The sequence below is a fragment of the Acinetobacter sp. AR2-3 genome (assembly GCF_001878775.1).
Classification (GTDB): Bacteria; Pseudomonadota; Gammaproteobacteria; order Pseudomonadales; family Moraxellaceae; genus Acinetobacter; species Acinetobacter lwoffii_D.
In genome coordinates, this window is record NZ_MJIQ01000045.1 from 71,392 (window position 1) to 92,935 (window position 21,544).

Sequence of the window (21,544 nt, forward strand, 5' to 3'; positions counted from 1 at the left end):
GTAATCCTTTAGGTCGAATGTCAGTATTTTCATGTGGATACTGGATTGAATTGATATGACTCTCGATTTATTTGCACCCCAGCCGCAAGCCAATGTATTACCTTTTGATGGGGTAGTGGAGGATTATGGCCTGATTTTGGATCAGGAACAAAGCCAGCAGTATCTACAGCATTTTCTCAGTCAGCTGGCCTGGCAACATGATGAAGTGCATTTATTTGGCAAGCACCATGTCACAGGTCGCCAGGTGGTCTGGTATGGCGATGAACATTATCAGTATCGTTATTCTGGTACGCTCAAACAAGCTCAGGTATGGACACCCGGATTATTCCGTTTAAAGCAGCATATTGAAATTCTGGTCGGTCATCCCTTTAATTCCTGTCTGGCCAATTTGTATGAAGATGGTTCCCAAGGCTTGGGCTGGCATAGTGATGATGAGCCGGCGTTATATACAGGTACCTCTCGGGAAAATGTCATCGCTTCTCTAAGTCTGGGAGCTACCCGTAAAATGAGCTTTAAGCATAAAATTCACAGCGATAAAGTCGATGTGCTGTTACACAGTGGACAACTGATTGTGATGCGTGGCGCGACGCAGCAGCACTGGAAGCACAGTATCAGCAAAACCAGCAAAGTTTTAACACCGAGAATTAATCTGACTTTTCGTTATTTTTATCCTTAAGAAGCATTTTGGAGTGTAAAAAAGCACCCTAAAGGATGCTGATTTAAAAAAATTTAAAAACAGATTAAGGCGTGATTCCGGCAGGATGGCGATACCAGCTTTCAATCAACAAGGCAGCCGCAATACTGTCCGCAGAGAGTTTCTTGCCTCGACCTTGAGCTTGGTAATGATCCAGTTCATCGCGTGCTTCACGGGTGGTCAAACGTTCATCCACCATCCAGGTTTCAATATTGGTCTGATGACGTAAACGGCGGGCAAATTTTCGCGCCCGTGTCGACAGCTCCGATTCACTATCATCCATATTCAATGGTAAGCCGACCAGAAATAAATTGGGTTGATGGCTTTTCACGATTTTGAGTAGTTCATCCCAGTTGGGAATACCATCTTTCATGGGAAATAAGGGTAGGGGATTGGCACTAGCAATCAGGGATTGTCCGACCGACATTCCCATTTTTTGTGTACCAAAATCAAACGCCATAATGGTTTGTGGCGCGTTTACATCAGGCATGTCCAATCTCGGAAGATAACCAGTTGCGGTCTACCCCCATTTTTTTATAGGCAGCGTCCCAACGGTCGTTATAAGGTAAATTAAAAATCAGATCCATATCGGAATCACAAATCAGCCAGTCACCACGAGCAATTTCCTGTTCCAGCTGGTGTTTGCCCCAGCTGGCATAGCCAAGTGCAATCTGATAGCGACCAACGCCTTCATTATGCGCAATGGCATCCAGAATATCTTTCGATGTGGTAATACAGACATTCTCGCCTACGGCAATAGACGAATGCCAGGTCGGCTGACCGGTATGCAGGACAAAGCCGGCCTCAGGGCGTAATGGACCACCTTGCAATACTTCATGCGGATTGACATTGTCTGCTTCAATATCAAGATCATTCAGCAATTCTTTAATTTGAATGCCGGCAGGTCGATTGATAATGATGCCTTGCGCACCATCTTCATCATGCCGTGCGAGATAAATGACCGTCTGGGCAAAAAAATCATCATTCGCATGCGGCGGTGCAATCAGACAACGATGTGTCAGAAACTGTTTGGTCACCTGAGCAGTTCTCCTTAAAATTAATTTCTTCGCAGAGAAATCCTATGATCCTAATAGCTACGTTACTAGAGCTTCTTGGATTCACCAAATTTTATTTGTCCAGATTGTAAATATTTAAGCCTGCTGAAATTTCAGCTGACGTAACTGACGGGCATGTTGCAAGGTGGTTTCACTAATCTCTACACCACCTGTCATTCTTGCAAGCTCCTGAATTATTTCATTTTCTTCAAGATTGATAATCGTGCTGCTGGCAGGATCAGTCTGCTGTTTTTTCACCAGTAGGTGCTGATCAGATTGTGCTGCAACCTGCGCCTGATGGGTAATACACAGAATCTGTACATGTTGGGCCAGATCGGCCAGTAAACGCCCGACAATCTCTGCGGTACCACCACTGATCCCGACATCAATTTCATCAAAGACCAGCACTTCCGCTTCGGTTTTTTCCGCATTCATGACTTGCATCACCAACGCAATACGCGAAAGCTCACCACCTGATGCAACCCGGGCCAAAGGCTGTGCCGGAATGCCTTTATTGGCAGTAAAAAGTAGCTGGATAAAGCTCAGGCCTTCGCTAGATGGATGTTCCAGAGGCTCAAACTTAAACTCAAAATGTGCTTCAGGCAGTGCCAGCTGTTTGACCTGCTCAGTGAGCTGCTTGGCCAAAGGTGCTGCGGCTTCACGGCGAATCTGATCCAGATGTTGGGCTTTATCCAGAAATTCCTGATAAGACACTGCTACCTGTTCAGCCAGTGTTTCCGGATCTTCCAGTTGATGTAACTGTTCCAGTTCACTTTGCCAGGCTTCATATTCTTCTTTCAGTAATTCTGGCTGGGTACGATATTTACGTGCCAGACGATGGAAGATTTCTAAAGTTGAATTCAGTACTTCCATGCGTTCAGGATCAAAACTCTGCCGATCCATAAACTGGCGTAAATTCGCTGCTGCATCTTCAAGTTCGCTTTGAGCATTCAGTAGGGAAGTATAAATCCCGGAAAGCTGTTCACTGCGTCCGGCATGCGACTCAACCCGACGCATAATTGATGCCAGTTCCTGAGTGATATTCTGTTCAGCTTCATCCAGCACATTCAGGCTATAGACACAGTCCTGCATAATGGCTTCATGATGCGAGAGCCGATCAAATTCCTGTTCAATTTCAGGATAATCCGTCTGAACAATTTCTTCCAGTTCTTCGAGTTGCAGCTCAAGGGTTTCCAGACGCTGCTTGCGTGTCGCTTGTGCATCCAAAGCTGCCTGATGCTGGCGAATATTTTTTTGCCAAGTGCTATACGCATCACGTACTGCTTGAGCCGGCGCATAAAAATGATAATAACGATCCAGCCAGTGCTTCGGATAAGGCGGTTCCAGAAGTTGCTGCTGACTATGCTGGCTATAGAGTTGTACCAGTAAACGCCCAATTTCTTTCAGTTCAGACAGGCTGCTCGGACGTCCATTGATCCAGGCCTTGCTGCGGCCGGTAGCAAAAATCACCCGGCGTAAATGAATTTCACCTGATTCGTCATCCAGCTCATGTTCTTTTAACCATGCGGCTTCAGGACTGTGTTCCTGATAGCTGAAACTGGCAGTGACATCGGCTTTTTCTGAGCCATAACGTACATAATTGGTATCGGTTCGCTCACCCAAACAGGCAGACAATGCATCCAGTAAGAGGGATTTACCTGCACCGGTTTCACCGGTTAAAACGTTAAAACCTTTATCAATATCAATAGCAAGATGTTCAGCTAAAGCAAAATTGATCAGAGTTAAATGTGTCAGCATAAACGCATCCGGGCTGCGAAAAGTTTGATTGAAATAGCCTGATGTCGGATTGGGGTCGCAACATGGCTGTGATTATTATAAATCAGGACGAATCAATTTCATTCTATCTTAAATTTTAGCGATTTATATATGCTTATTTCACTGTATTTTCGCAAGAAGCTGACTCAGAAGTCCGTTAATGCACTGCTGATTTTCATATTTTTGACATCCCCAATCTTTAAATTAAAGACTCAATTGAGCCTGTTTTTAAAAGAGCGCGTGCAGATCGAAACTTAAGTTTATCTATCAGCAAAATACAGGCCAAAACATGCTGTAAATAGAAGGGGTTCAGGTGATACAGAATATTTGATCGACGCCGACAAACTTCGATTGATTAGTTGAGGGTGCACATTTAAACTACAGCAATCAAAATATTACAAAATGCTTTATCTGGAGAAATCGCATGTCAGCTCAGTTTGATCATGTATCTGTACTTAAAAAATCTAATGTATATTTCGGCGGGTTGTGTATTAGCCACATTGTACAATTTGAAGACGGGACCAAAAAAACTTTGGGTGTCATTCTGCCATCAGAAAATGCCTTGACCTTTGAAACACATGTTCCTGAGCGTATGGAAATTGTTTCAGGTGAATGCCGTGTTCAGATTGGCGATAGCGAAGAAAGTGAGCTGTTCCGTGCGGGGCAGTCTTTCTATGTGCCGGGCAATAGCCGTTTTAAAATCGAAACCGATGATGTGCTGGACTATGTCTGCCATTTTGAAGGTTAAGTCCAGATTCAAGATCAGTGTAAACCGGGCAAGAAATTTCAGTGCGAATCGGTTAAACTAATCAGCTATAGAAATCCTGTGAAGTCAGCTTTACGGGATTTTTCTTTTGTATATAACTAATCTAGAGGTCGTTCATGGCAAAACCTGAATATTTTTATGGCGTACATTCAGTGGAGTCATTGTTAGAGCTTGAGCCTGAACGTGTCTTGACATTATTCACTCTCAAAGGACGCGATGATCAGCGTTTAAAGCGTGTACTGGAACTGGCTGAACCGTTTGGGATCAGTGTGCAGCAAGCCAGCCGTGACAAACTGGAGAAACTGGCCGGGCAACCGTTTCATCAGGGGGTCGTAGCCGCAGTTCGTGCTCATCCAACCCTGAATGAAAAAGATCTTGAATCCTTGTTGAGTGCGAATCCTCAAGCGTTGTTATTGGCCCTCGATCATATTACCGATCCGCATAATCTCGGTGCCTGTATCCGTACAGCCGCTGCAATGGGCGTTGAGGCAGTGATTGCGCCACGTGATCGTTCTGCAACGTTAACCCCGACTGCACGTAAAGTGGCTGCAGGTGGTGCGGACAAAGTCAAATTCATTCAGGTCACCAATCTGGCGCGTACTTTGGGTCAAATCAAAGAAGATTTTAATGTTCGTGTTGTCGGAACTATGCTGGATGAAAAAGCGCTGCCGATTCAAAATTTTGATTTTACCGGTACTGGCGTCTGTATCGTGATGGGTGCGGAAGATACTGGCCTACGTCCAATTACGCAAAGCCAATGTGATCAGACCGTGTATATTCCGATGGCAGGTAATCTACAAAGTCTGAATGTCAGTGTGGCTACAGGCATGGCGCTGTATGAAGCCTGCCGTCAACGTAACCTTTAATTGATGATGGCATTGTCAGACCGTACCCAAGGCTATGTTTTTTTAGTTGTTACCATGTGCATCTGGGGCGGTTTTACTTTAACAGCCCGCCTGAATGCGCTGTGGCAGATCAGTGCTTGGGATATTGTGGCCTTGCGTTTTTCTTTGGCCTTCCTGATTCTGATGCCGATCTTGCTTTATCGTAAAGAGGCCGCTTTTTTACTGAAAAAAGAGCCTTTTATTTTAGCTATGATTGGCGGGGTGATTTATTGCCTGTTTGCCTATAGTGCTTTTCACTACGCACCTACCGCCCATGCTGCAATTTTCTTGAATGGCTGTATTCCGATCTGTACCGCGATCATGGCTTTTTTTCTGATGGGGCAGGCTTTTGATAAACATACCTGGGCCAGCCTGATCATTATGATCGTCGTACTATGTCTCATGAGTATGCTGATGTATCGGGAAACTGGTGTAGCCTTTGGGGCAGGGGACGGGCTGTTTTTTATCAGTGCCATACTTTGGGCGATTTTTACTGTTTTATTGCGTAAATATCAGCTAACTGCATGGCAGGCAATGTGTGGTGTCGCGATCTGGTCGGCAGTGATATATGTGCCGATTTATCTGCTATTTTTACCGAAAAATTTGAGTGTGCCTGAACCCAAGCATTTACTGTTTCAGACCATTTTTCACGGCATATTTGTGGTGATTATTGCTACTTTAAGCTATGTAGAAGCCATCAAGCGTCTTGGTGCATTTAAGGCAGGCAGTATTACCAATCTTGCACCTTTTATTGCGGCAATTCTGGCTGTACCTTTATTAAATGAAACTTTAAGTCTGGCCATGGTGTGTGGCCTGATGGGTATGGCCGTCGGGGCCTTACAGCCGTGGCGCTGGTTACAGCATCAGGACAGTCTGAGCCGAAAATTAGCAGAACAAAAAAAGCAGTCTTAATCAGACTGCTTTTTTTATGCTTCAGCTGGCTGCCATGTTTAAATATTTTTGATGTAATGGTCTGAGATGAGCATAGAGATGATCCAGATGACCATCATTTAGGACAATATCATCGGCCATGGTCTGCTTTTGTTCGCGGGACATTTGGGCGGCAATGATATTGCGAATTTGTTCGATATTCTGGCCATCACGTTGTGAGGCCCGCTCAATTTGCAGTTCGATGGTGGCATCAATCAGTAAGGTATGCTGAGTGAGTTCGTGCTGATTGGTTTCAAATAAAAGTGGTGAAACCAGAATGGCATAGGGACTTTGCGCAGCATGTAGTTGCTGGATAATGGAAGTGCGAATTGCCGGATGGGTAATACTTTCCAGGGTCTTGCGTGCTTCAGGAGACTGGAAGATATATTCACGCAAGGCACGACGATTCAGTGAGCCATCGGCAAGCAGTACCCAATCGCCAAAAGCCTGCTGGATCTGGGTAAGTGCAGGCTGCCCAATTTCGACCACTTCACGCGCTACCACATCGGCATCGACTACCGTGATCCCTTGTGCTTCAAACCACTGACTGGCAGCAGACTTGCCACTGCCAATCCCGCCGGTTAATCCGAGTATAAATTTCACTTTATTGACCTAAATACACTTTCATAATCTGCTCGCCCCACAAAAAAGCAATCCAGCCGGCAATCGCGATATAGGGACCAAAGGCAAAAGGCTGATTTTCCTTGCGGACTTTCAGTAGGATAATCCCGATAATCGCACCAACCAGAGAAGACAGCAGCACAATTAAAGGCAGTAATAAAGGCCCCATCCAGGCACCCAGGGCGGCAAGCAATTTAAAATCGCCATAGCCCATACCTTCCTTGCCGGTAACGATTTTAAATGCATAATACACCACCCACAGACACAGGAAACCAATAATATAGCCCCAGATGGCAGCACCGGGTAAGGTATAAAGTGCATAACTATTTACCCCCAAACCTAGCGCGGCCAAGGGTAAAGTATAACGGTCAGGCAATAACTGGGTGTCAAAATCAATAAAAGTGAGTGCGATCAGCACATAAGTCAGGATCAGGCCAAACAGCATTTGTAGGGTAGGGCCAAATACTGCTACGACAAGGAGTGCACAAACTGCCGTCAGAATTTCAACCAAAGGATAACGGATGCTGATCGGATTCTGGCAGTTGCTACATTTTCCGCGCAGGACCAGCCAGCTAATGACGGGAATATTCTGGTACCAGCGGATTGGCTGATGACACTTGGGGCAAGCTGAAGCGGGTTTGCTTAAACTTAACTTAGTTTCATCAATCACCGGCTGTTCCGGATGCAGGAACATCTGGCAATCAGTACGCCATTCCTGTTCCATCATCTTGGGAGTGCGGTAAATCACGACATTCAGAAAGCTGCCGATACATAAACTAAAAAGCCCAACTGCGATATACAACGCCGTTGGGTTTTGAATAAAATATTGAAGAAAATCGTGCATTAAACCACAGAACCCATTTGGAAAATTGGAAGGTACATGGCAATCACCAGACCACCGACAAGCACACCGAGAACAGCCATAATGAGCGGTTCCATCATCGAGGTTAAGCCGTCAACTGCATTGTCGACTTCATTTTCATAATGTGTGGCTACTTTGTCTAGCATGGCATCTAGTGCACCAGATTCTTCACCAATCGCGACCATTTGTACTGCCATGGATGGGAATTTGTTGGTCACGCGCATGGCAAACTGTAGTTGTTGACCTGTGGCGACATCTTCACGGATTTTCATCACGGCATCTTCATACACGACGTTATTGGTAGCGCCGGCAGTGGATTCCAGTGCATCAATCAAGGGAACACCAGCTGCGAAAGTCGTGGCCAAAGTGCGGCTATAACGTGCAATAATCGCTTTATACACCAGGTCACCAAAAATCGGGGCTTTGAGTGCGGCCTTATCCAGAAAATCGCGGAATTTCTTGCTGCGTTTTTTCGCTTCAAGAAAAGCGGTAATCACGGCCCCAATGGCGATAATCAGCAGGAACCAATACTTTTGCATCCATTCCGACATATTGACCACCATTTTGGTAAAAGCCGGTAAGTCCGCACCAAATGAAGAGAATAAATCCTGGAAAACCGGGACCACTTTGACCATCAGAATGATGGTAACAATTAGGGCGACTACAACCACCGCAGCAGGATATTTCATGGCTTTTTTGATTTTTTGCTTGAGTAGTTCGCTTTTTTCTTTGTAAATCGCAACGCGATCTAGCATGGTTTCTAAAGCACCAGATTGTTCACCAGATTCGACCAGTGAACAGAATAGGTTGTCGAAATATTGTGGATATTTGCGCAGTGCTCCGGCAAAAGTATTACCGCCTTCAACCTCACCTTTAATTCCTAGTACAACTTCACGCATCGCCGGATTTTCCAGACCTTCTGCGACAATTTCAAAGCCTTGTACCAGTGGTACCCCGGCTTTCATCATGGTCGCCAACTGTCGGGTAAAAATTGTAATATCCAGTGTTGAGACTTTTTTCTTCATCAAGCCTTCAAGGATATTTTTTTTCTTTTCCCGAATGGTCTTGATGCTGATGCCTTGTTTCCGAAGGGTGACCTTGGCCAGAGCCATATTTTTTGCTGGCAATTCCCCCTTGATCTTTGCCCCTTTACGATCAATTCCTTCATAGCTGAAGATCGGCATCATCTGGCCTTTCTTTACTGCTGCCATACCTTTATCCTTATTTTAGATCAGCGCCCGATCATTCGCTGGTGACACGATTGACTTCCTGTAAAGAAGTCACCCCCTGCATCACCTTGATTAAACCTGACCGGCGTAAATTGTTAAAACCTGCACGTGCGGAAGCATCTGCAATTTCAAGTGCATTGCCGTCCTCCATAATAATTCTGGAAATTTCGGGTGTTACTTTCATAACTTCATAAATACCTACACGACCCTTATAGCCTTCACGACATTCATTGCAGCCCACCGGTTCATAAATTTGGAACTCAGGTTGCTGCAAGTCGGTTTCGGTAAAGCCCATCTCCAGTAAGCTTTGTTGCGGAATATCTGCAGGTTTCTTGCATTGTGAACACAAACGACGCGCCAACCGTTGTGCAATGACCAGGTTTACTGAAGTGGCAATATTGAAAGAGGGCACCCCCATGTTTCGTAAACGGGTCAAGGTCTCAGGCGCACTATTGGTATGCAAGGTCGACATCACCATATGACCGGTCTGCGCCGCTTTAATCGCAATCTCGGCAGTTTCCAGATCCCGGATCTCACCGACCATTACGATGTCCGGGTCTTGACGTAAGAAGGACTTCAGTGCGGCAGAGAAGGTAAGACCAACTTTATTGTTGACGTTGACTTGATTAATGCCTTGTAAGTTAATCTCGACCGGATCTTCCGCTGTCGAAATATTGGTATCTTCACGATTGAGGATATTCAGACCGGTATACAGTGAAACGGTTTTACCGGAACCTGTTGGACCAGTGATCAGGAGCATGCCTTGCGGTTTGTCCAGCGCTTGCATAAAAAGGTCTTTTTGTTCCGGTTCATAACCTAGTGCATCAATTCCCAACATCGCGCTGGAGGGATCCAGAATTCGCAGTACCAGCTTCTCACCAAACAGGGTAGGGAGAGAGTTGACACGGAAATCAATGGCTTTATTTTTAGAAAGTTTTAATTTAATACGACCATCTTGCGGTACCCGTTTTTCAGAAATGTCCATTTGCGACATGACTTTAAGACGCGAAGACAAGCGATTTGCCAGCTGTAGTGGTGGTGTTGCAATCTGGCGTAATACCCCATCTACCCGGTAACGTACCCGATAGATTTTTTCATAAGGTTCAAAATGTAAGTCTGAAGCCCCCATACGGATCGCATCAATTAGTAATTTATTAATATATTTGACAATCGGTGCTTCTTCACCCTTGTTACTGTCATCCTCTTCTTTATTCGGATCAGCAGATTCGACATCAACATCCAGATCAAAGTCTTCATCGAATTCAAAGGTACTTTCTTCGGTAAAATTCTGCTCGATCAGTTTTTCAAGTTTATTGTGTTCAACAATAATGGTTTCAATATTGAGTTTGGTGGAAAAGCGGACTGCATCAATCGCTTCGATATTGGTCGGGTTACTGGTCGCAACATATAAAATACTGGAATTTCTAAAAATCGGCAGAATGCGATGCTTGGTAATCAGCTTTTCATCAATCGCATCCCGAAGAATTTGAGCAGGATCATAGGCACTGATATCAAACAGCGGTTCGCCAAATTCGACTGAAATCGTTTCAGCAATGACGGTTGGAGAAAGTTGCTGCTGGTTAATTAACTCAGCCACAATATCGATTTTTTCTTGTTTGGCATGCGCTAATGCACTGCGCATATCTTCAGCCGAGATGACGCCTTCCTCGACCAAACGACGAATAAATCCGGTAAATCTTGGCGACCCCTGTAATGCTGTCATGCTATAAATGCCTACTCATCAAATTCTTTTAATTGCTATACTAAAATTATACGTTTGTTACGTAAAAATACCATAGCCAAGAGTGCTGCTAGCTTCCTCATCTCCAGTAAAAGCATGAACTGGTTGGAAGAAGTCCCCATTTTTTTAAGTGATAACAAAAAATAACCATTTTGGATAGTCTAAACTGAGAAGGAGTGATAAGAAAACTATTCTTTTAATTTTCCAATTCCGTGTAGAATGTGCCCAATTCAAAATATGTAAATGAAATAGGTTAATTATGTCGGTTTCGACGATTACCCCTTGGGTGATAGGTAACTGGAAAATGAATCCGGTGCAGGCAGATGCATTGAGCTTGGTGCGTGGTATTAAGAATTTGCTGGAAACTGCGCCAATTGCCGAAGATCAATGTCATTTAGGTGTGGCACCGATTGCCATTGCCTTAAGCCAGATTCAGGCAGAGCTGTCATCTGCGGTTCGTCCGATTTATACCGTAGCACAAGATGTTTCACGTATTTCTGGAACAGGTCCCTACACTGGTGAAGTCAGTGCTGAATTGTTGGCCGATAGTCAAATTCACTATGTACTAGTGGGTCATTCTGAACGCCGTGAAATATTTGCGGAAAATGCTGATATTTTAAATGCGAAAATCAAGAATGCCTTAAGTGCCGGTTTGACCGTGATTTATTGCGTTGGTGAAAGCCTGGAACAACGTGAAGCAGGGCAGGCAGAAGCTGTAGTGCTACAACAGATTTGTGATATTGCTGCTGTGGTTGAAGCTGAGCAATGGAAAAATATCGTGATTGCCTATGAACCGATCTGGGCAATTGGAACTGGTAAAACTGCTTCTCCTGAAGATGCACAGGCCATGCATGCACAAATCCGTCAAGGTTTAAGCCAGATCACTGGTTATGGCGCGACGATGGCGATTTTATATGGTGGTAGTGTCAAGCCGGAAAATGCAGTAGAGTTAGCAGCCTGCCCAGATATCAACGGGGCATTGGTCGGTGGTGCATCACTCAATGCTGAGTCGTTCCATAAAATTGCTCATGCATTTGCAAATACACAATAATTAGGAGTTCAGCATGCAAACTTTTGTGCTGGTAGTACATATTATCTTAGCTGTTTTGATGATTGTCTTGATTTTGGTTCAGCATGGTAAAGGTGCAGATGCTGGTGCCTCTTTCGGTGGCGGTGGTGCAGCGACAGTATTCGGAGCATCGGGTTCGGGTAATTTCATGACCCGTTTGACTGCAATTTTTACTGCACTGTTTTTCGTAACCAGTCTGACTTTGGCGATTTTAGCCAAGCAACAAACCTCGAATGCCTATAGTTTGGGATCGGTTCAGTCTGCGCCGACCACACCTGTACAATCGAATGAAACTTCACCAACTGCACCAGAAACGACCGAATAGTTTTAATTAATCCTTTCTTTTTTTCAGTGATACGACTAGAATGCGTCACAGCTGCGGTGGTGGTGGAATTGGTAGACACGCTACCTTGAGGTGGTAGTGCTTTCGGGCGTGGGGGTTCAAGTCCCCCCTTCCGCACCAACTTATAATCCAGAAATTTAAGTTGGTGTATGCAGCTGAAAAAACTTCTGTTGATGCGGGATGGAGCAGTCTGGTAGCTCGTCGGGCTCATAACCCGAAGGTCGTTGGTTCAAATCCAGCTCCCGCTACCAATCAATCCTTTTTAAAGGCGCAAACTTTCAAGAGGCAGCTTAAACAGGTTTTAAGTTGAGAAAATTAATTTGCATGTTGTTGCGGGATGGAGCAGTCTGGTAGCTCGTCGGGCTCATAACCCGAAGGTCGTTGGTTCAAATCCAGCTCCCGCTACCAATCTTTTAAAGATGCAAACTTTAAAAGCAGTTTAAGTTTTTTAAACTGAATGTTATTTGTACGCTGATGCGGGATGGAGCAGTCTGGTAGCTCGTCGGGCTCATAACCCGAAGGTCGTTGGTTCAAATCCAGCTCCCGCTACCACTTTTTCAGCGACAGATGACAAATATGCAGAATGATGTGGTTTTGATTGAAAAGTTCTCATCTTTTGTATATAATTTTTGCACGTTGATGCGGGATGGAGCAGTCTGGTAGCTCGTCGGGCTCATAACCCGAAGGTCGTTGGTTCAAATCCAGCTCCCGCTACCAAGTTTCTAAAAAGAGGCTCACAACAAGGTGGGCCTTTTTGCACAGTGGGATTTGAAAAAATCTTAAATTGTGCATTAATTGGGGCGATTTACGCCCTTTTTTATTGGCTATCGTGTAGTGTCGACATTATTTGGTCAAATCTCCATGTTTCACTACTACTATAGTTTGTATTGGTTTGTAGTGGTCAAATAGATCATAAAATCGCACCAGATGACGAGAGTAAATGAAGCTATCAAATAAAACTCAAGCACTTCAGGACTTGATTGCACCAGCAGTTGAAGCCTGTAATGTAAACCTTTGGGGGATTGAATTCCTGCCACAGGGTAAATGTTCGTTATTACGTATCTACATCGACAAGCCAGTCGATGAGAGCGTTGCACCAGCAATCAATGAAGATGGTGAAGAAGAGCAGGGGCGTGGTATTGGCGTTCAGGATTGTGTGCGTGTCACGCAGCAAGTGGGTGCAATGCTGGATGTTCATGATCCGATCTCGGGTGAATATTCACTTGAAGTATCTTCGCCAGGCTGGGACCGTCCATTCTTCCAGCTCGAGCAGATGTCAGGCTATATCGGTCATACCGTAGCACTACGTTTGATCAGTGCGGTAGATAACCGTCGTAAATTCCAGGCCAAACTGGTTGCTGTCGATCTTGAAAATGAAATGATTCAGGTTGAAGTAGAAAAGCAACAGGTATTGGAGATCGACAGTCACAATATCGATAAAGCAAATTTGGTCTTCCAAGATTAATTTAATAAATAAAAATTTAACGAATAGGTGACGTATGGCACGTGAAATTCTGACCGTCGTTGAAACGGTTAGTAACGAAAAAGGTGTACCTCGTGAAGCGATCTTTGAAGCGCTTGAGCAAGCTTTAGTTGCTGCGACAAAGAAAAAATTCTACGAAGGAACACATTCGGAAGAAGCACGTTTACGTGTGGAAATCGATCGTAAAACAGGTGACTATCGTACTTTCCGTCAGTGGGAAGTGGTTGCAGACGAAGACCATGAAATGCCAGCTTGTCAGGATGCCATCTCTGATGTTGATCCGGCAAAATGGTCGATTGGCGACATTCGTGAGCTTGAAGTTGAATCGATTGACTTCGGTCGTATTGCAGCGCAAATTGCCAAGCAAGTGATCGTACAGAAGATCCGTGAAGCAGAACGTGCACTCGTAGCCGATGCTTACGAATCTAAAGTCGGCGAGCTGATCTACGGTGAAGTGAAAAAACAAACCAAAGACGGCTTTATCATTGACCTAGGTGACAATGCTGAAGCGTATCTTGCTCGCGAAGAAATGATTCCGAAAGAAATCCTTCGTCCGAAGCAACGCGTGAATGCGATTCTATTCAATGTCAACCGTGAAGGTCGTGGTGCGCAGTTACAACTGTCACGTGCTAAACCGGATATGCTGATTGCATTGATGAAGAAAGAAATCCCTGAGATTTCTGAAGAAATTATTGAAATTAAAGCGGCGGCTCGCCAACCAGGCGTTCGTGCTAAAATTGCAGTGAAAACCAATGACCACCGTATTGACCCGGTGGGTGCTTGTATTGGTATGCGTGGTACCCGTATTCAAGCTGTACAGCAAGAGCTCAATGGCGAGCGTATTGATGTGGTAGTTTGGTCGGATGATCCTGCGCAATATATCGCAAGTGCATTGGAACCAGCAGATGTATCGAGTATTGTCATCGATGAAGATGCACGTACTGCAGATATCATTTTCGCAACCAGCGATCAGTTGGCACGTGCGATTGGTTCACAAGGTCAGAACGTTCGTCTGGCATCTGAATTGACTGGCTACAAGCTGGACATGATGCTGGAAGAGGAATACTACGCCCGTCAACAAAACGAAGCGCAACAATATTTAGACATGTTTGTTACCCGTCTGGATATCGCGGAAGATTTGGCGATGGCATTGGTAGAAATGGGCTTCACCTCGCTTGAAGAAATTGCTTATGTTCCTGCAGAAACGTTTGATGAAATCGAACTGGATGCGGAACTGGTTGAACTACTGCAAAGCCGTGCGAAAGAAATTGCACTTGCTGATGCATTACAACAGCAAGAGAACATACAAGCGCCAAGTGAAGAACTTGTTGCAATGGAAGGCATGACAGTAGAGATCGCGCAAGCGCTAGCAGCTCGTGGTGTGGTAACAGTGGATGATTTAGCAGATCAGGCGACTGACGATATCGAAGATATTGAAGGTTTGGGTGCTGAGAAAGCAGGTCAACTCATTATGAAAGCGCGCGAATCATGGTTTAACTAGGAGGTAGTATATGACGGACAAGTCGATTAAAGAGTTAGCCCTCAATGTGGGTAGTCCAGTTGAGAAGCTCCTAGAGCAGGTTCGTGAGGCAGGTTTACCACAGCGTAAAGCTGACGATATTATTACCACCGAACAACAAGATAGCTTGATGAGCCATGTGAAAAAGTCACAGGGTTCAGAAAGCCAAGCAGGGCAAATCACGTTGAAACGTAAAACGACTAGTACGGCTAAAGTAGCCAGTACTTCAGGTAAGGCGAAAACGATTAATGTAGAAGTTCGCAAGAAGCATACATTTGTTAAGCCGGATCCAGAGCAGATCAAAGCAGAAGCATTGGCGAAAGCCAAGGCTGAGCAACAGGCCAAAGCTGCGCCTGAGCAGAATACAGCACAAGCTGCTTCTGCTGAAGCTCCAAAAACTGGCGTAAATAACGCGAATAAAGCTCTAGAAGCGATGCGTGCTGCTGCAAAGCAAACCAGCGACAAGCAAGAAGTTTCTAAAGCTGCAGTTGTGGTAAAACGCAAATCAACCAACAAGCCGATTGTGAAGCAAGTTGTTAAACCAACTGAAACCGCTGAACAGAAAAAGGCACGTGAAGCAGAAGCAGCAAAATTAAAAGCTGTTGAAGAAGCAGCACGTCGTAAAGCGGCTGAAGAAGCGCAGCAACGTACGCTTGAACAAATGCGTCAAATGGCGTCTAAGTACACCGCGGAAGATACTGCTGCAACGATTCGTGTTGTTGATGATTCTCCTCTGGCTGCCGGTCTTGTTGGTCAGGCATATGAAGACTCATTTGCGAAAGAAGACCGCGAAATCAAACGTGGTACGAATACGCCGAGCGCGCGTGCACCGAAAAAAGGTGGTCGTCGTGGTCAGGAAGAGCAAAGCTTCAGCAAACAGCCTAAGCGCGGTTTAAAAACCAGTCAAGGCAACAAGCACGGCTTCGAAAAACCTGTGAAAAAACAGGTTTACGATGTTGAAATCGGTGAAACGATTGTCGTTGCTGACTTAGCTGCGAAAATGGCAGTTAAGGTTCGTGAAGTGATTAAATCACTCATGAAAATGGGTGAATTGGTTACTCAGAACCAGGCGATTGATCAAGAAATTGCTGCACTTGTTGTGGAAGAAATGGGCCATAATCCGGTACTGGTTTCTGATACACAAGCTGAAGATAACTTGCTTGAAGCAGCTGAAGAAGCACGTGGTGCGCAATCTACGCGTGCGCCTGTTGTTACCATTATGGGTCACGTTGACCATGGTAAAACATCGCTGCTTGACCGTATTCGTCGTGCAAAAGTGGCTGCTGGCGAAGCGGGCGGTATCACACAGCATATCGGTGCTTACCATGTAACTACTGATAAAGGTATGATTACATTCCTTGATACTCCGGGACACGCAGCATTTACTGCAATGCGTTCACGTGGTGCGAAAGCAACAGATATCGTGGTTCTGGTTGTTGCAGCAGATGATGGTGTAATGCCACAAACTGCAGAAGCAATTGACCATGCACGTGCTGCAGGTACACCAATCATTGTTGCAATCAACAAGATGGATAAAGAATCTGCTGATCCAGATCGCGTATTGAATGAATTGACTGTGAAAGAAATCGTGCCAGAACAATGGGGTGGTGACGTTCCAGTGGCAATGGTTTCTGCACATACTGGTCAAGGCATTGATGAACTTCTTGATATTATTTCGATTCAAGCTGAACTTCTAGAGCTTAAGGCATCTGAAGAAGGTGCTGCACAAGGTGTCGTAATTGAAGCACGCGTAGATAACAGCCGTGGTGCAGTAACATCTATTCTGGTTCAAAACGGTACATTGAAAGTAGGTGATCTTGTTCTTGCCGGTTCATCTTATGGTCGCGTTCGTGCGATGACGGATGAAAATGGTCAGCGTATCAAATCTGCAGGTCCTTCGATTCCAGTGGAAATTCTGGGTCTTCCAGAAGCGCCAATGGCAGGTGACGAAGTTCTTGTGGTCAGCGATGAGAAGAAAGCACGTGAAGTTGCCGATGCGCGTATGGATCGTGAACGTCAAAAACGTCTTGAGCGTCAATCTGCAATGCGTCTTGAAAACATCATGGCGTCTATGGGCAAGAAAGATGTGCCTATCGTAAATGTTGTGTTGAAAACTGACGTACGCGGTACCTTGGAAGCCTTGCATGTAGCACTTGCTGAGCTTGCGACTGATGAAGTTAAAGTACGTATCATCGGTTCTGGTGTAGGTGCGATCACTGAGTCTGACGTGACACTGGCTGAATCTTCAGAAGCAGTTCTACTCGGCTTTAACGTACGTGCGGACAACGCTGCGCGTCAAAAAGCAGATGCAGACAGTATCGACATTCGTTACTACTCAATCATCTATCAATTGATTGATGATGTGAAAGCAGCAATGAGCGGTAAGCTTGCACCAGAACATCGTGAAACGATTCTGGGTGTTGCACAAGTACGTGAAGTATTCCACTCAAGTAAGTTTGGTGCGGCTGCGGGCTGTATGGTACTTGAAGGCGTATTGCATCGTAACAAACCGATTCGCGTATTACGTGATGATGTGGTTGTGTTCCAGGGCGAGCTTGAATCTCTTCGTCGCTACAAAGAAGTGGTTGAAGAAGTTCGTGCCGGTATGGAATGTGGTCTTGCGGTGAAAGGCTATAAAGACATCAAAGCACTTGATAAGATCGAAGTGTACGATGTTCAACTGATTAAACGGAGTCTTTAATGGCGGGTAGTCAACGTCTGAAGCGTATGGCGGATACAGTACAACGCGAGTTGTCAGAACTGATCCGTCAGGAGCTGAAAGATCCACGCTTAGGTGGTCTCGTGACCATCTCTGCGGTGAAGGTGAGCCCAGACCTGGGATATGCGGAAGTTTATGTCACTGTGATGGGACGTGAACTTGGCGATGAGCAAAGCCAAGAAGCCAATAAAGAAACTTTGGATGTGTTGAACAAAGCATCTGGTTTCTTGCGCCATGAGCTGAGTCGTCGTATCAAAACCCGTATTACGCCTCGTCTACGTTTCCATTATGATAAGACCAATGCATATGGTAACTATATGTTTGGTCTGATCGCTGAAGCAGTGAAGGACTTACCTGAAGCTGAAGCAAAAAAAGATGATGAATAAGTCTTAGGACTAAAAAAGCTACCTTCGGGTGGCTTTTTTTATCTCTAGATTTTTTTAGATTTAAAAGAACTTGAATTGCTTGCTCAATTAATCGAAATCATCATTACGATTGATTTTCTTTTCATAAAAGGTACGACGGCGTGAGCGCTGCCAAGGCAGAGGGCGTTCCAGCGTTTCCGGAACCTCGCCACTCAAAGAGCGTAAACGCAAATGTAATGCAGCCTGTGCCATCAGATTGGCAGATACCGGTGCGGTAATGAAGGCGAACAGGGTGATGAGCACTTCAGCAAAACCGAAACGGCCATATATGGCCGAGAACAGAATTGAGGCCATCAAAAAGCTGCCCAGGCCCAAAGTACTGGATTTGGTCGGGGCGTGCAGACGCATAAACAGATCAGGCAGACGGACCATACCGATCCCGCCGACCAACATAAAGAAAGCACCAATCAATAAAAAAATCGACACCAGTATTTCTAAAATTAAGGACATTTAAAAACTCCTAGTCGATCACATGGCCAGTGGTGAAATAACGTGCCAAGGCTGTAGTCGAAACAAAGCCAAGCATCGCAACCAGTAAGGCCCCTTCAAACAGGAAGCTGCTACTCCAGTAAATCCCTAAAATGACAATCAGACAGGTGGCATTCAGGAACAGGGTGTCGAGTGCCAACAGACGATCCACGATAGAAGGGCCAGTGATGAGTCGGATCAGGCAGAGTAACATCGAGACAGTGATAGCACCTAGGCAAATCATTAATGCATAAGGCAGAATAGTCATGCTTTTTCTCCTGTCTGTGCGCTGAAAATTTCAATCAGAGGCTGTTCGTAGCGCTGTTTGATTGTTTCGATTTCTGCTGCTTCATCCTCTGTGCTTAAGGCATGAACCAGAATATCACCACGATCCTGATCAATGCCTGCAGATACTGTACCGGGCGTTGTGGTAATGATCATTGCCAGCAAGGCATTGACTTCCTCATGCTCGGTTTCCAAAGGCACGCGAAACCATTTTGGATGCAGGTTCTTGGTTGGACCAAGTACCAGTTTTGCGACTTTAATATTGGCTACTACAATATCCCAAACCACGACAAAGAAAAGGCGCACGGCAGGAGCCCACTGGATATTCGGGGTATAGTCAATAAAAGGTGCAACCATTTTCGGAATGACAATCGCCAGAACCAGCGCGAAAAGCAATGTTCCAGCTTCCAGATTATGTGCCAGTAGAATCCAGCTTAGCCCAACGATCACAGAAACTAGCGGATGCGGGAACCAACGTTGCAGGAATGATACAGCCATTAAGGTCCCTCCACCGGTTTAAGTTGATTATCATCATATCTGTTTTGTTCAACATACTGCTGATCAATCTGGCGTTGCTTGAATTCAGAAATATTTTCACCTTCCAGAGTGGCTTCCGAAATCGTATAAGGAACCAGATGTGCATTCGGATCGACTGTCTCACCACCGTACTTGGTTTCAGGTAAATAGCTTGGATCAAAAGGTTGCACACTAATAAACTGGCCTTCTGCATCGCGTTTTAACAAGGCAGCTTCATAAACCGGATTATTTTTAATCTGTTCCGCAGTCTGATAATTATATTGATAGATCGGTCCGGCAAACACCACATAGGCAGTCAGGCCAGCAAGCAATAGATAGATTACACGATCATTACGTGCCGGTGCCTTACTTGGTAAAGCTTCATATTTGTGAAAATCTTCAGAATTAAGGTCATCCTCAGGTCTGGTCGAACGCCAGAACAGCACGAAACCAACCCTGGTAAAGGCCAGAATACTGAGGAAGCTTACCAATAAAATGGTCAGGATAATAATCATCTGATAGTCTGAATTGGCAGAAGCCTGCAAAATAAAGACTTTACCGAAGAAACCACTAAACGGTGGCAGGCCTGCCATCATCAAGGCAATGATGAAATAGACAATCGAAACCAGCTTGTTCTGTTTCATCAGTGGCGCGATTTTAAAATGATCCTTAAATTCGCCGCGCTGTGAGGTAATCCAGCCTGACAGGATATAAAAGGCTGCGCCAATCAGGGTACTGTGCACCATATAATACAATGCACCGGCCCAGGCTGCAGTCGTATTCATACCGATTGCTACCAGAATTGTTCCGACTGAAGACAGCACCATAAAGCCGATAAAACGGCGCAGACGTTCTGTGCCGATTGCACAAATCACGCCATAAACCGACGTAATCAGACCAATCACCAGCAGGCAATTCATCAGAATCTGGTGGCTGTATTCATCATCAAAAACAGTTCCATTAATCCGTAAAATTGCATACACCCCGACTTTGGTCATAATGGTAAAGAGTGCTGCCACAGGTGTGGTGGCTACGGCATAGGTTTTGGGTAACCAGAAGCCGAGCGGTAACATCGCTGCTTTAATTCCAAACACGACAAACAGCATTAATCCACCAGCAACCGCCAGCTTGTGCTGATCTTCAGCGAGGGTAGGCATCAAGCGGGCCACATCTGCCATATTCAGACTGCCGACACTGCCATAAATCATCCCGAGTCCAATCAGGAACAGGGCAGAAGCAAACAGGTTGATGGTGACGTAATGGATTCCCAGCTGGAAACGGGCCTTGCCTTGTCCATGTAGCAGTAGTACATAGGATGCCATCAACAATATTTCAAAAAACACGAACAGGTTAAACAGGTCACCGGTCAGGAAGGCACCGGTCAAACCCATGAGCAGGAAATGCACCATGGCATGGAAATAACGCCCACGCATATCCCATTCTTTACTGGCATACCAGAGCACCGGCACTGCAAGGGCATAGGTCAAAACCAGCATCATCGCAGAGAGCTGATCGAGAACCAGTACAATACCAAAAGGTGCGACCCATTCGCCCAGCGTATAAACATTGATCTGACCCTGACTACTGTCTACTAAATAGCTGACAGCAATGATCAGGCCCAAGATACTTGAGACATAGCTGATACCCCGACGCCAGGGCTGACGCCAGTCCGTCGCCAGAGAGCCTGAACCCGGGTTGCCTAAAAGAACCAGGACAAAAGCGGTAAAGGCCGGTAAAAGAATACTGAAAATAGGGGTATGTTGATTCCAGAAATTGAGAAGATCAGTCATTAAGGCTCATCCTCGCGCGGGTCAAGATTTGGTATTTCTTCTTTGGAGTCAACGTGGTCTGTTCCTGATTCGTAGCGGCTACGCAATGCCAGTTGGACAATAAAGGCAGTGGTGGCAAAGCCAATCACGATGGCTGTCAGCACCAGTGCCTGAGGAAGGGGATCGGTCACTTTCGAGGCTTCAGTCAATACTGCAGGCGAATTCATCTGAATTCGGCCCATGGCAAATAAAAACAGGTTGACTGCATAACCAATCATGGCGAGACCCAACACTACCGGGAAGGTACGGGCACGTAGGATCAGATAAATGCCTGTGGCCGTCAGCAGGCCAATCGCAGAGGCTAATAAAAATTCTAAACTGATCATTCTA

22 protein-coding genes and 5 tRNA genes are annotated in these 21,544 nt (G+C 45.4%); 15 read left to right on the top strand and 12 right to left on the bottom strand.

Going from position 1 to position 21,544, the window contains the following annotated elements; all coding sequences use genetic code 11:
* Positions 1–55 precede the first annotated feature (55 nt).
* Positions 56–676, top strand: coding sequence for an alpha-ketoglutarate-dependent dioxygenase AlkB family protein (locus BFN00_RS08560; protein WP_004281082.1), 621 nt, complete (start codon positions 56–58; stop codon positions 674–676).
* A 64-nt stretch (positions 677–740) separates the two neighbouring features.
* Here the strand turns inward: BFN00_RS08560 and ruvX are convergent, their stop codons facing one another.
* The 3 genes from ruvX to recN form a co-directional block, all read right to left on the bottom strand.
* Positions 741–1,184: a Holliday junction resolvase RuvX gene (gene ruvX, locus BFN00_RS08565; RefSeq protein ID WP_004281083.1), complete on the bottom strand. Its 444-nt coding sequence runs from the start codon at positions 1,182–1,184 to the stop codon at positions 741–743.
* Positions 1,177–1,731, bottom strand: coding sequence for a YqgE/AlgH family protein (locus tag BFN00_RS08570; protein WP_004281085.1), 555 nt, complete (start codon positions 1,729–1,731; stop codon positions 1,177–1,179). The genes ruvX and BFN00_RS08570 overlap by 8 nt, the downstream gene beginning before the upstream one ends.
* A gap of 114 nt (positions 1,732–1,845) precedes the next feature.
* Positions 1,846–3,507: a DNA repair protein RecN gene (gene recN / locus BFN00_RS08575; protein WP_004281087.1), complete on the bottom strand. Its 1,662-nt coding sequence runs from the start codon at positions 3,505–3,507 to the stop codon at positions 1,846–1,848.
* 442 nt (positions 3,508–3,949) lie between these two features.
* Here recN and ppnP point away from each other — a divergent pair, with 442 nt between their 5' ends.
* The 3 genes from ppnP (at position 3,950) to BFN00_RS08590 (ending at position 6,087) form a co-directional block, all read left to right on the top strand.
* Complete coding sequence (ppnP, locus tag BFN00_RS08580; protein WP_004281089.1) at positions 3,950–4,273, top strand: pyrimidine/purine nucleoside phosphorylase; 324 nt, start codon at positions 3,950–3,952, stop codon at positions 4,271–4,273.
* A gap of 134 nt (positions 4,274–4,407) precedes the next feature.
* Positions 4,408–5,157: a 23S rRNA (guanosine(2251)-2'-O)-methyltransferase RlmB gene (gene rlmB / locus BFN00_RS08585; protein WP_004281091.1), complete on the top strand. Its 750-nt coding sequence runs from the start codon at positions 4,408–4,410 to the stop codon at positions 5,155–5,157.
* Positions 5,158–5,163: 6 nt separating this feature from the next.
* Positions 5,164–6,087 carry a DMT family transporter gene (locus BFN00_RS08590; RefSeq protein ID WP_004644926.1) on the top strand — a complete coding sequence of 308 codons (924 nt, stop codon included), beginning with the start codon at positions 5,164–5,166 and terminating at the stop codon, positions 6,085–6,087.
* A 21-nt stretch (positions 6,088–6,108) separates the two neighbouring features.
* Here BFN00_RS08590 and coaE read toward each other — a convergent pair whose 3' ends face one another.
* From coaE to pilB, 4 genes are read right to left on the bottom strand one after another with little or no spacing between them, the layout of a single operon-like run.
* The gene (coaE, locus tag BFN00_RS08595; RefSeq protein ID WP_004281093.1) at positions 6,109–6,708 is read right to left on the bottom strand and encodes a dephospho-CoA kinase; all 600 of its coding nucleotides are present in this window, start codon (positions 6,706–6,708) and stop codon (positions 6,109–6,111) included.
* 1 nt (position 6,709) lies between these two features.
* Positions 6,710–7,570 (bottom strand): prepilin peptidase, encoded by an 861-nt coding sequence (locus tag BFN00_RS08600; RefSeq protein ID WP_004281094.1) that lies wholly within the window; start codon positions 7,568–7,570, stop codon positions 6,710–6,712.
* Positions 7,570–8,799, bottom strand: a complete 1,230-nt coding sequence (locus tag BFN00_RS08605; protein ID WP_004281096.1) for a type II secretion system F family protein — start codon at positions 8,797–8,799, stop codon at positions 7,570–7,572. Before BFN00_RS08605 ends, BFN00_RS08600 begins: the two co-directional genes overlap by 1 nt.
* A gap of 31 nt (positions 8,800–8,830) precedes the next feature.
* Entirely contained in the window at positions 8,831–10,540 is a 1,710-nt protein-coding gene (gene pilB / locus BFN00_RS08610) for a type IV-A pilus assembly ATPase PilB (RefSeq protein WP_004281098.1), read from the bottom strand.
* A 277-nt stretch (positions 10,541–10,817) separates the two neighbouring features.
* On the opposite strand from pilB, the gene tpiA reads away from it, so the two are divergent.
* The 11 genes from tpiA to BFN00_RS08665 all read left to right on the top strand — a co-directional run bounded on the left by tpiA (position 10,818) and on the right by BFN00_RS08665 (position 18,077).
* Positions 10,818–11,609: a triose-phosphate isomerase gene (gene tpiA, locus BFN00_RS08615; protein ID WP_004281100.1), complete on the top strand. Its 792-nt coding sequence runs from the start codon at positions 10,818–10,820 to the stop codon at positions 11,607–11,609.
* Between the two features lie 13 nt (positions 11,610–11,622).
* Positions 11,623–11,952, top strand: a complete 330-nt coding sequence (gene secG / locus BFN00_RS08620) for a preprotein translocase subunit SecG (RefSeq protein ID WP_004281101.1) — start codon at positions 11,623–11,625, stop codon at positions 11,950–11,952.
* Between the two features lie 53 nt (positions 11,953–12,005).
* Positions 12,006–12,090: transfer RNA gene (locus BFN00_RS08625), tRNA-Leu, on the top strand.
* A 54-nt stretch (positions 12,091–12,144) separates the two neighbouring features.
* Positions 12,145–12,221 (top strand) — tRNA-Met (locus tag BFN00_RS08630).
* A gap of 80 nt (positions 12,222–12,301) precedes the next feature.
* Positions 12,302–12,378, top strand: a tRNA-Met gene (locus BFN00_RS08635).
* 67 nt (positions 12,379–12,445) lie between these two features.
* Positions 12,446–12,522: transfer RNA gene (locus BFN00_RS08640), tRNA-Met, on the top strand.
* 88 nt (positions 12,523–12,610) lie between these two features.
* Positions 12,611–12,687, top strand: a tRNA-Met gene (locus BFN00_RS08645).
* A 223-nt stretch (positions 12,688–12,910) separates the two neighbouring features.
* A complete protein-coding gene (gene rimP / locus BFN00_RS08650; RefSeq protein ID WP_004281103.1) occupies positions 12,911–13,435 on the top strand; it encodes a ribosome maturation factor RimP in 525 nt (174 codons plus the stop codon).
* A gap of 34 nt (positions 13,436–13,469) precedes the next feature.
* Entirely contained in the window at positions 13,470–14,954 is a 1,485-nt protein-coding gene (gene nusA, locus BFN00_RS08655) for a transcription termination factor NusA (protein ID WP_004281105.1), read from the top strand.
* Between the two features lie 10 nt (positions 14,955–14,964).
* Positions 14,965–17,673, top strand: coding sequence for a translation initiation factor IF-2 (gene infB, locus BFN00_RS08660; RefSeq protein WP_004281106.1), 2,709 nt, complete (start codon positions 14,965–14,967; stop codon positions 17,671–17,673).
* A complete protein-coding gene (locus BFN00_RS08665) occupies positions 17,673–18,077 on the top strand; it encodes a ribosome-binding factor A (protein WP_004281108.1) in 405 nt (134 codons plus the stop codon). Before infB ends, BFN00_RS08665 begins: the two co-directional genes overlap by 1 nt.
* 87 nt (positions 18,078–18,164) lie before the next feature.
* Here the strand turns inward: BFN00_RS08665 and BFN00_RS08670 are convergent, their stop codons facing one another.
* Genes BFN00_RS08670 through BFN00_RS08690 form a run of 5 tightly spaced genes read right to left on the bottom strand, consistent with a single transcriptional unit; the run spans position 18,165 to position 21,540 of the window.
* Complete coding sequence (locus BFN00_RS08670) at positions 18,165–18,566, bottom strand: Na+/H+ antiporter subunit G (protein WP_004281110.1); 402 nt, start codon at positions 18,564–18,566, stop codon at positions 18,165–18,167.
* 10 nt (positions 18,567–18,576) lie between these two features.
* Complete coding sequence (locus tag BFN00_RS08675; RefSeq protein WP_004281111.1) at positions 18,577–18,852, bottom strand: monovalent cation/H+ antiporter subunit F; 276 nt, start codon at positions 18,850–18,852, stop codon at positions 18,577–18,579.
* On the bottom strand, positions 18,849–19,367 hold the full coding sequence (locus BFN00_RS08680; RefSeq protein WP_004281112.1) for a Na+/H+ antiporter subunit E: 519 nt from the start codon (positions 19,365–19,367) through the stop codon (positions 18,849–18,851). Before BFN00_RS08680 ends, BFN00_RS08675 begins: the two co-directional genes overlap by 4 nt.
* Entirely contained in the window at positions 19,367–21,175 is a 1,809-nt protein-coding gene (locus tag BFN00_RS08685; protein ID WP_004281113.1) for a monovalent cation/H+ antiporter subunit D, read from the bottom strand. Before BFN00_RS08685 ends, BFN00_RS08680 begins: the two co-directional genes overlap by 1 nt.
* Positions 21,175–21,540: a Na+/H+ antiporter subunit C gene (locus tag BFN00_RS08690; protein WP_004281114.1), complete on the bottom strand. Its 366-nt coding sequence runs from the start codon at positions 21,538–21,540 to the stop codon at positions 21,175–21,177. Before BFN00_RS08690 ends, BFN00_RS08685 begins: the two co-directional genes overlap by 1 nt.
* Positions 21,541–21,544: the final 4 nt, after the last annotated feature.

Excerpts from the sequence above, each read along its gene's own strand:
- infB (WP_004281106.1), top strand. The coding sequence starts at position 14,965 with ATGACGGACAAGTCGATTAAAGAGTTAGCCCTCAATGTGGGTAGTCCA.
- BFN00_RS08665 (WP_004281108.1), top strand. The coding sequence starts at position 17,673 with ATGGCGGGTAGTCAACGTCTGAAGCGTATGGCGGATACAGTACAACGC.
- BFN00_RS08670 (WP_004281110.1), bottom strand. The coding sequence starts at position 18,566 with ATGTCCTTAATTTTAGAAATACTGGTGTCGATTTTTTTATTGATTGGT.
- BFN00_RS08600 (WP_004281094.1), bottom strand. The coding sequence starts at position 7,570 with ATGCACGATTTTCTTCAATATTTTATTCAAAACCCAACGGCGTTGTAT.
- BFN00_RS08680 (WP_004281112.1), bottom strand. The coding sequence starts at position 19,367 with ATGGCTGTATCATTCCTGCAACGTTGGTTCCCGCATCCGCTAGTTTCT.
- tpiA (WP_004281100.1), top strand. The coding sequence starts at position 10,818 with ATGTCGGTTTCGACGATTACCCCTTGGGTGATAGGTAACTGGAAAATG.
- nusA (WP_004281105.1), top strand. The coding sequence starts at position 13,470 with ATGGCACGTGAAATTCTGACCGTCGTTGAAACGGTTAGTAACGAAAAA.
- rlmB (WP_004281091.1), top strand. The coding sequence starts at position 4,408 with ATGGCAAAACCTGAATATTTTTATGGCGTACATTCAGTGGAGTCATTG.
- BFN00_RS08675 (WP_004281111.1), bottom strand. The coding sequence starts at position 18,852 with ATGACTATTCTGCCTTATGCATTAATGATTTGCCTAGGTGCTATCACT.
- secG (WP_004281101.1), top strand. The coding sequence starts at position 11,623 with ATGCAAACTTTTGTGCTGGTAGTACATATTATCTTAGCTGTTTTGATG.
- ppnP (WP_004281089.1), top strand. The coding sequence starts at position 3,950 with ATGTCAGCTCAGTTTGATCATGTATCTGTACTTAAAAAATCTAATGTA.
- rimP (WP_004281103.1), top strand. The coding sequence starts at position 12,911 with ATGAAGCTATCAAATAAAACTCAAGCACTTCAGGACTTGATTGCACCA.
- BFN00_RS08590 (WP_004644926.1), top strand. The coding sequence starts at position 5,164 with ATGGCATTGTCAGACCGTACCCAAGGCTATGTTTTTTTAGTTGTTACC.
- BFN00_RS08690 (WP_004281114.1), bottom strand. The coding sequence starts at position 21,540 with ATGATCAGTTTAGAATTTTTATTAGCCTCTGCGATTGGCCTGCTGACG.
- pilB (WP_004281098.1), bottom strand. The coding sequence starts at position 10,540 with ATGACAGCATTACAGGGGTCGCCAAGATTTACCGGATTTATTCGTCGT.
- BFN00_RS08605 (WP_004281096.1), bottom strand. The coding sequence starts at position 8,799 with ATGGCAGCAGTAAAGAAAGGCCAGATGATGCCGATCTTCAGCTATGAA.
- recN (WP_004281087.1), bottom strand. The coding sequence starts at position 3,507 with ATGCTGACACATTTAACTCTGATCAATTTTGCTTTAGCTGAACATCTT.
- BFN00_RS08560 (WP_004281082.1), top strand. The coding sequence starts at position 56 with ATGACTCTCGATTTATTTGCACCCCAGCCGCAAGCCAATGTATTACCT.
- BFN00_RS08685 (WP_004281113.1), bottom strand. The coding sequence starts at position 21,175 with ATGACTGATCTTCTCAATTTCTGGAATCAACATACCCCTATTTTCAGT.
- ruvX (WP_004281083.1), bottom strand. The coding sequence starts at position 1,184 with ATGCCTGATGTAAACGCGCCACAAACCATTATGGCGTTTGATTTTGGT.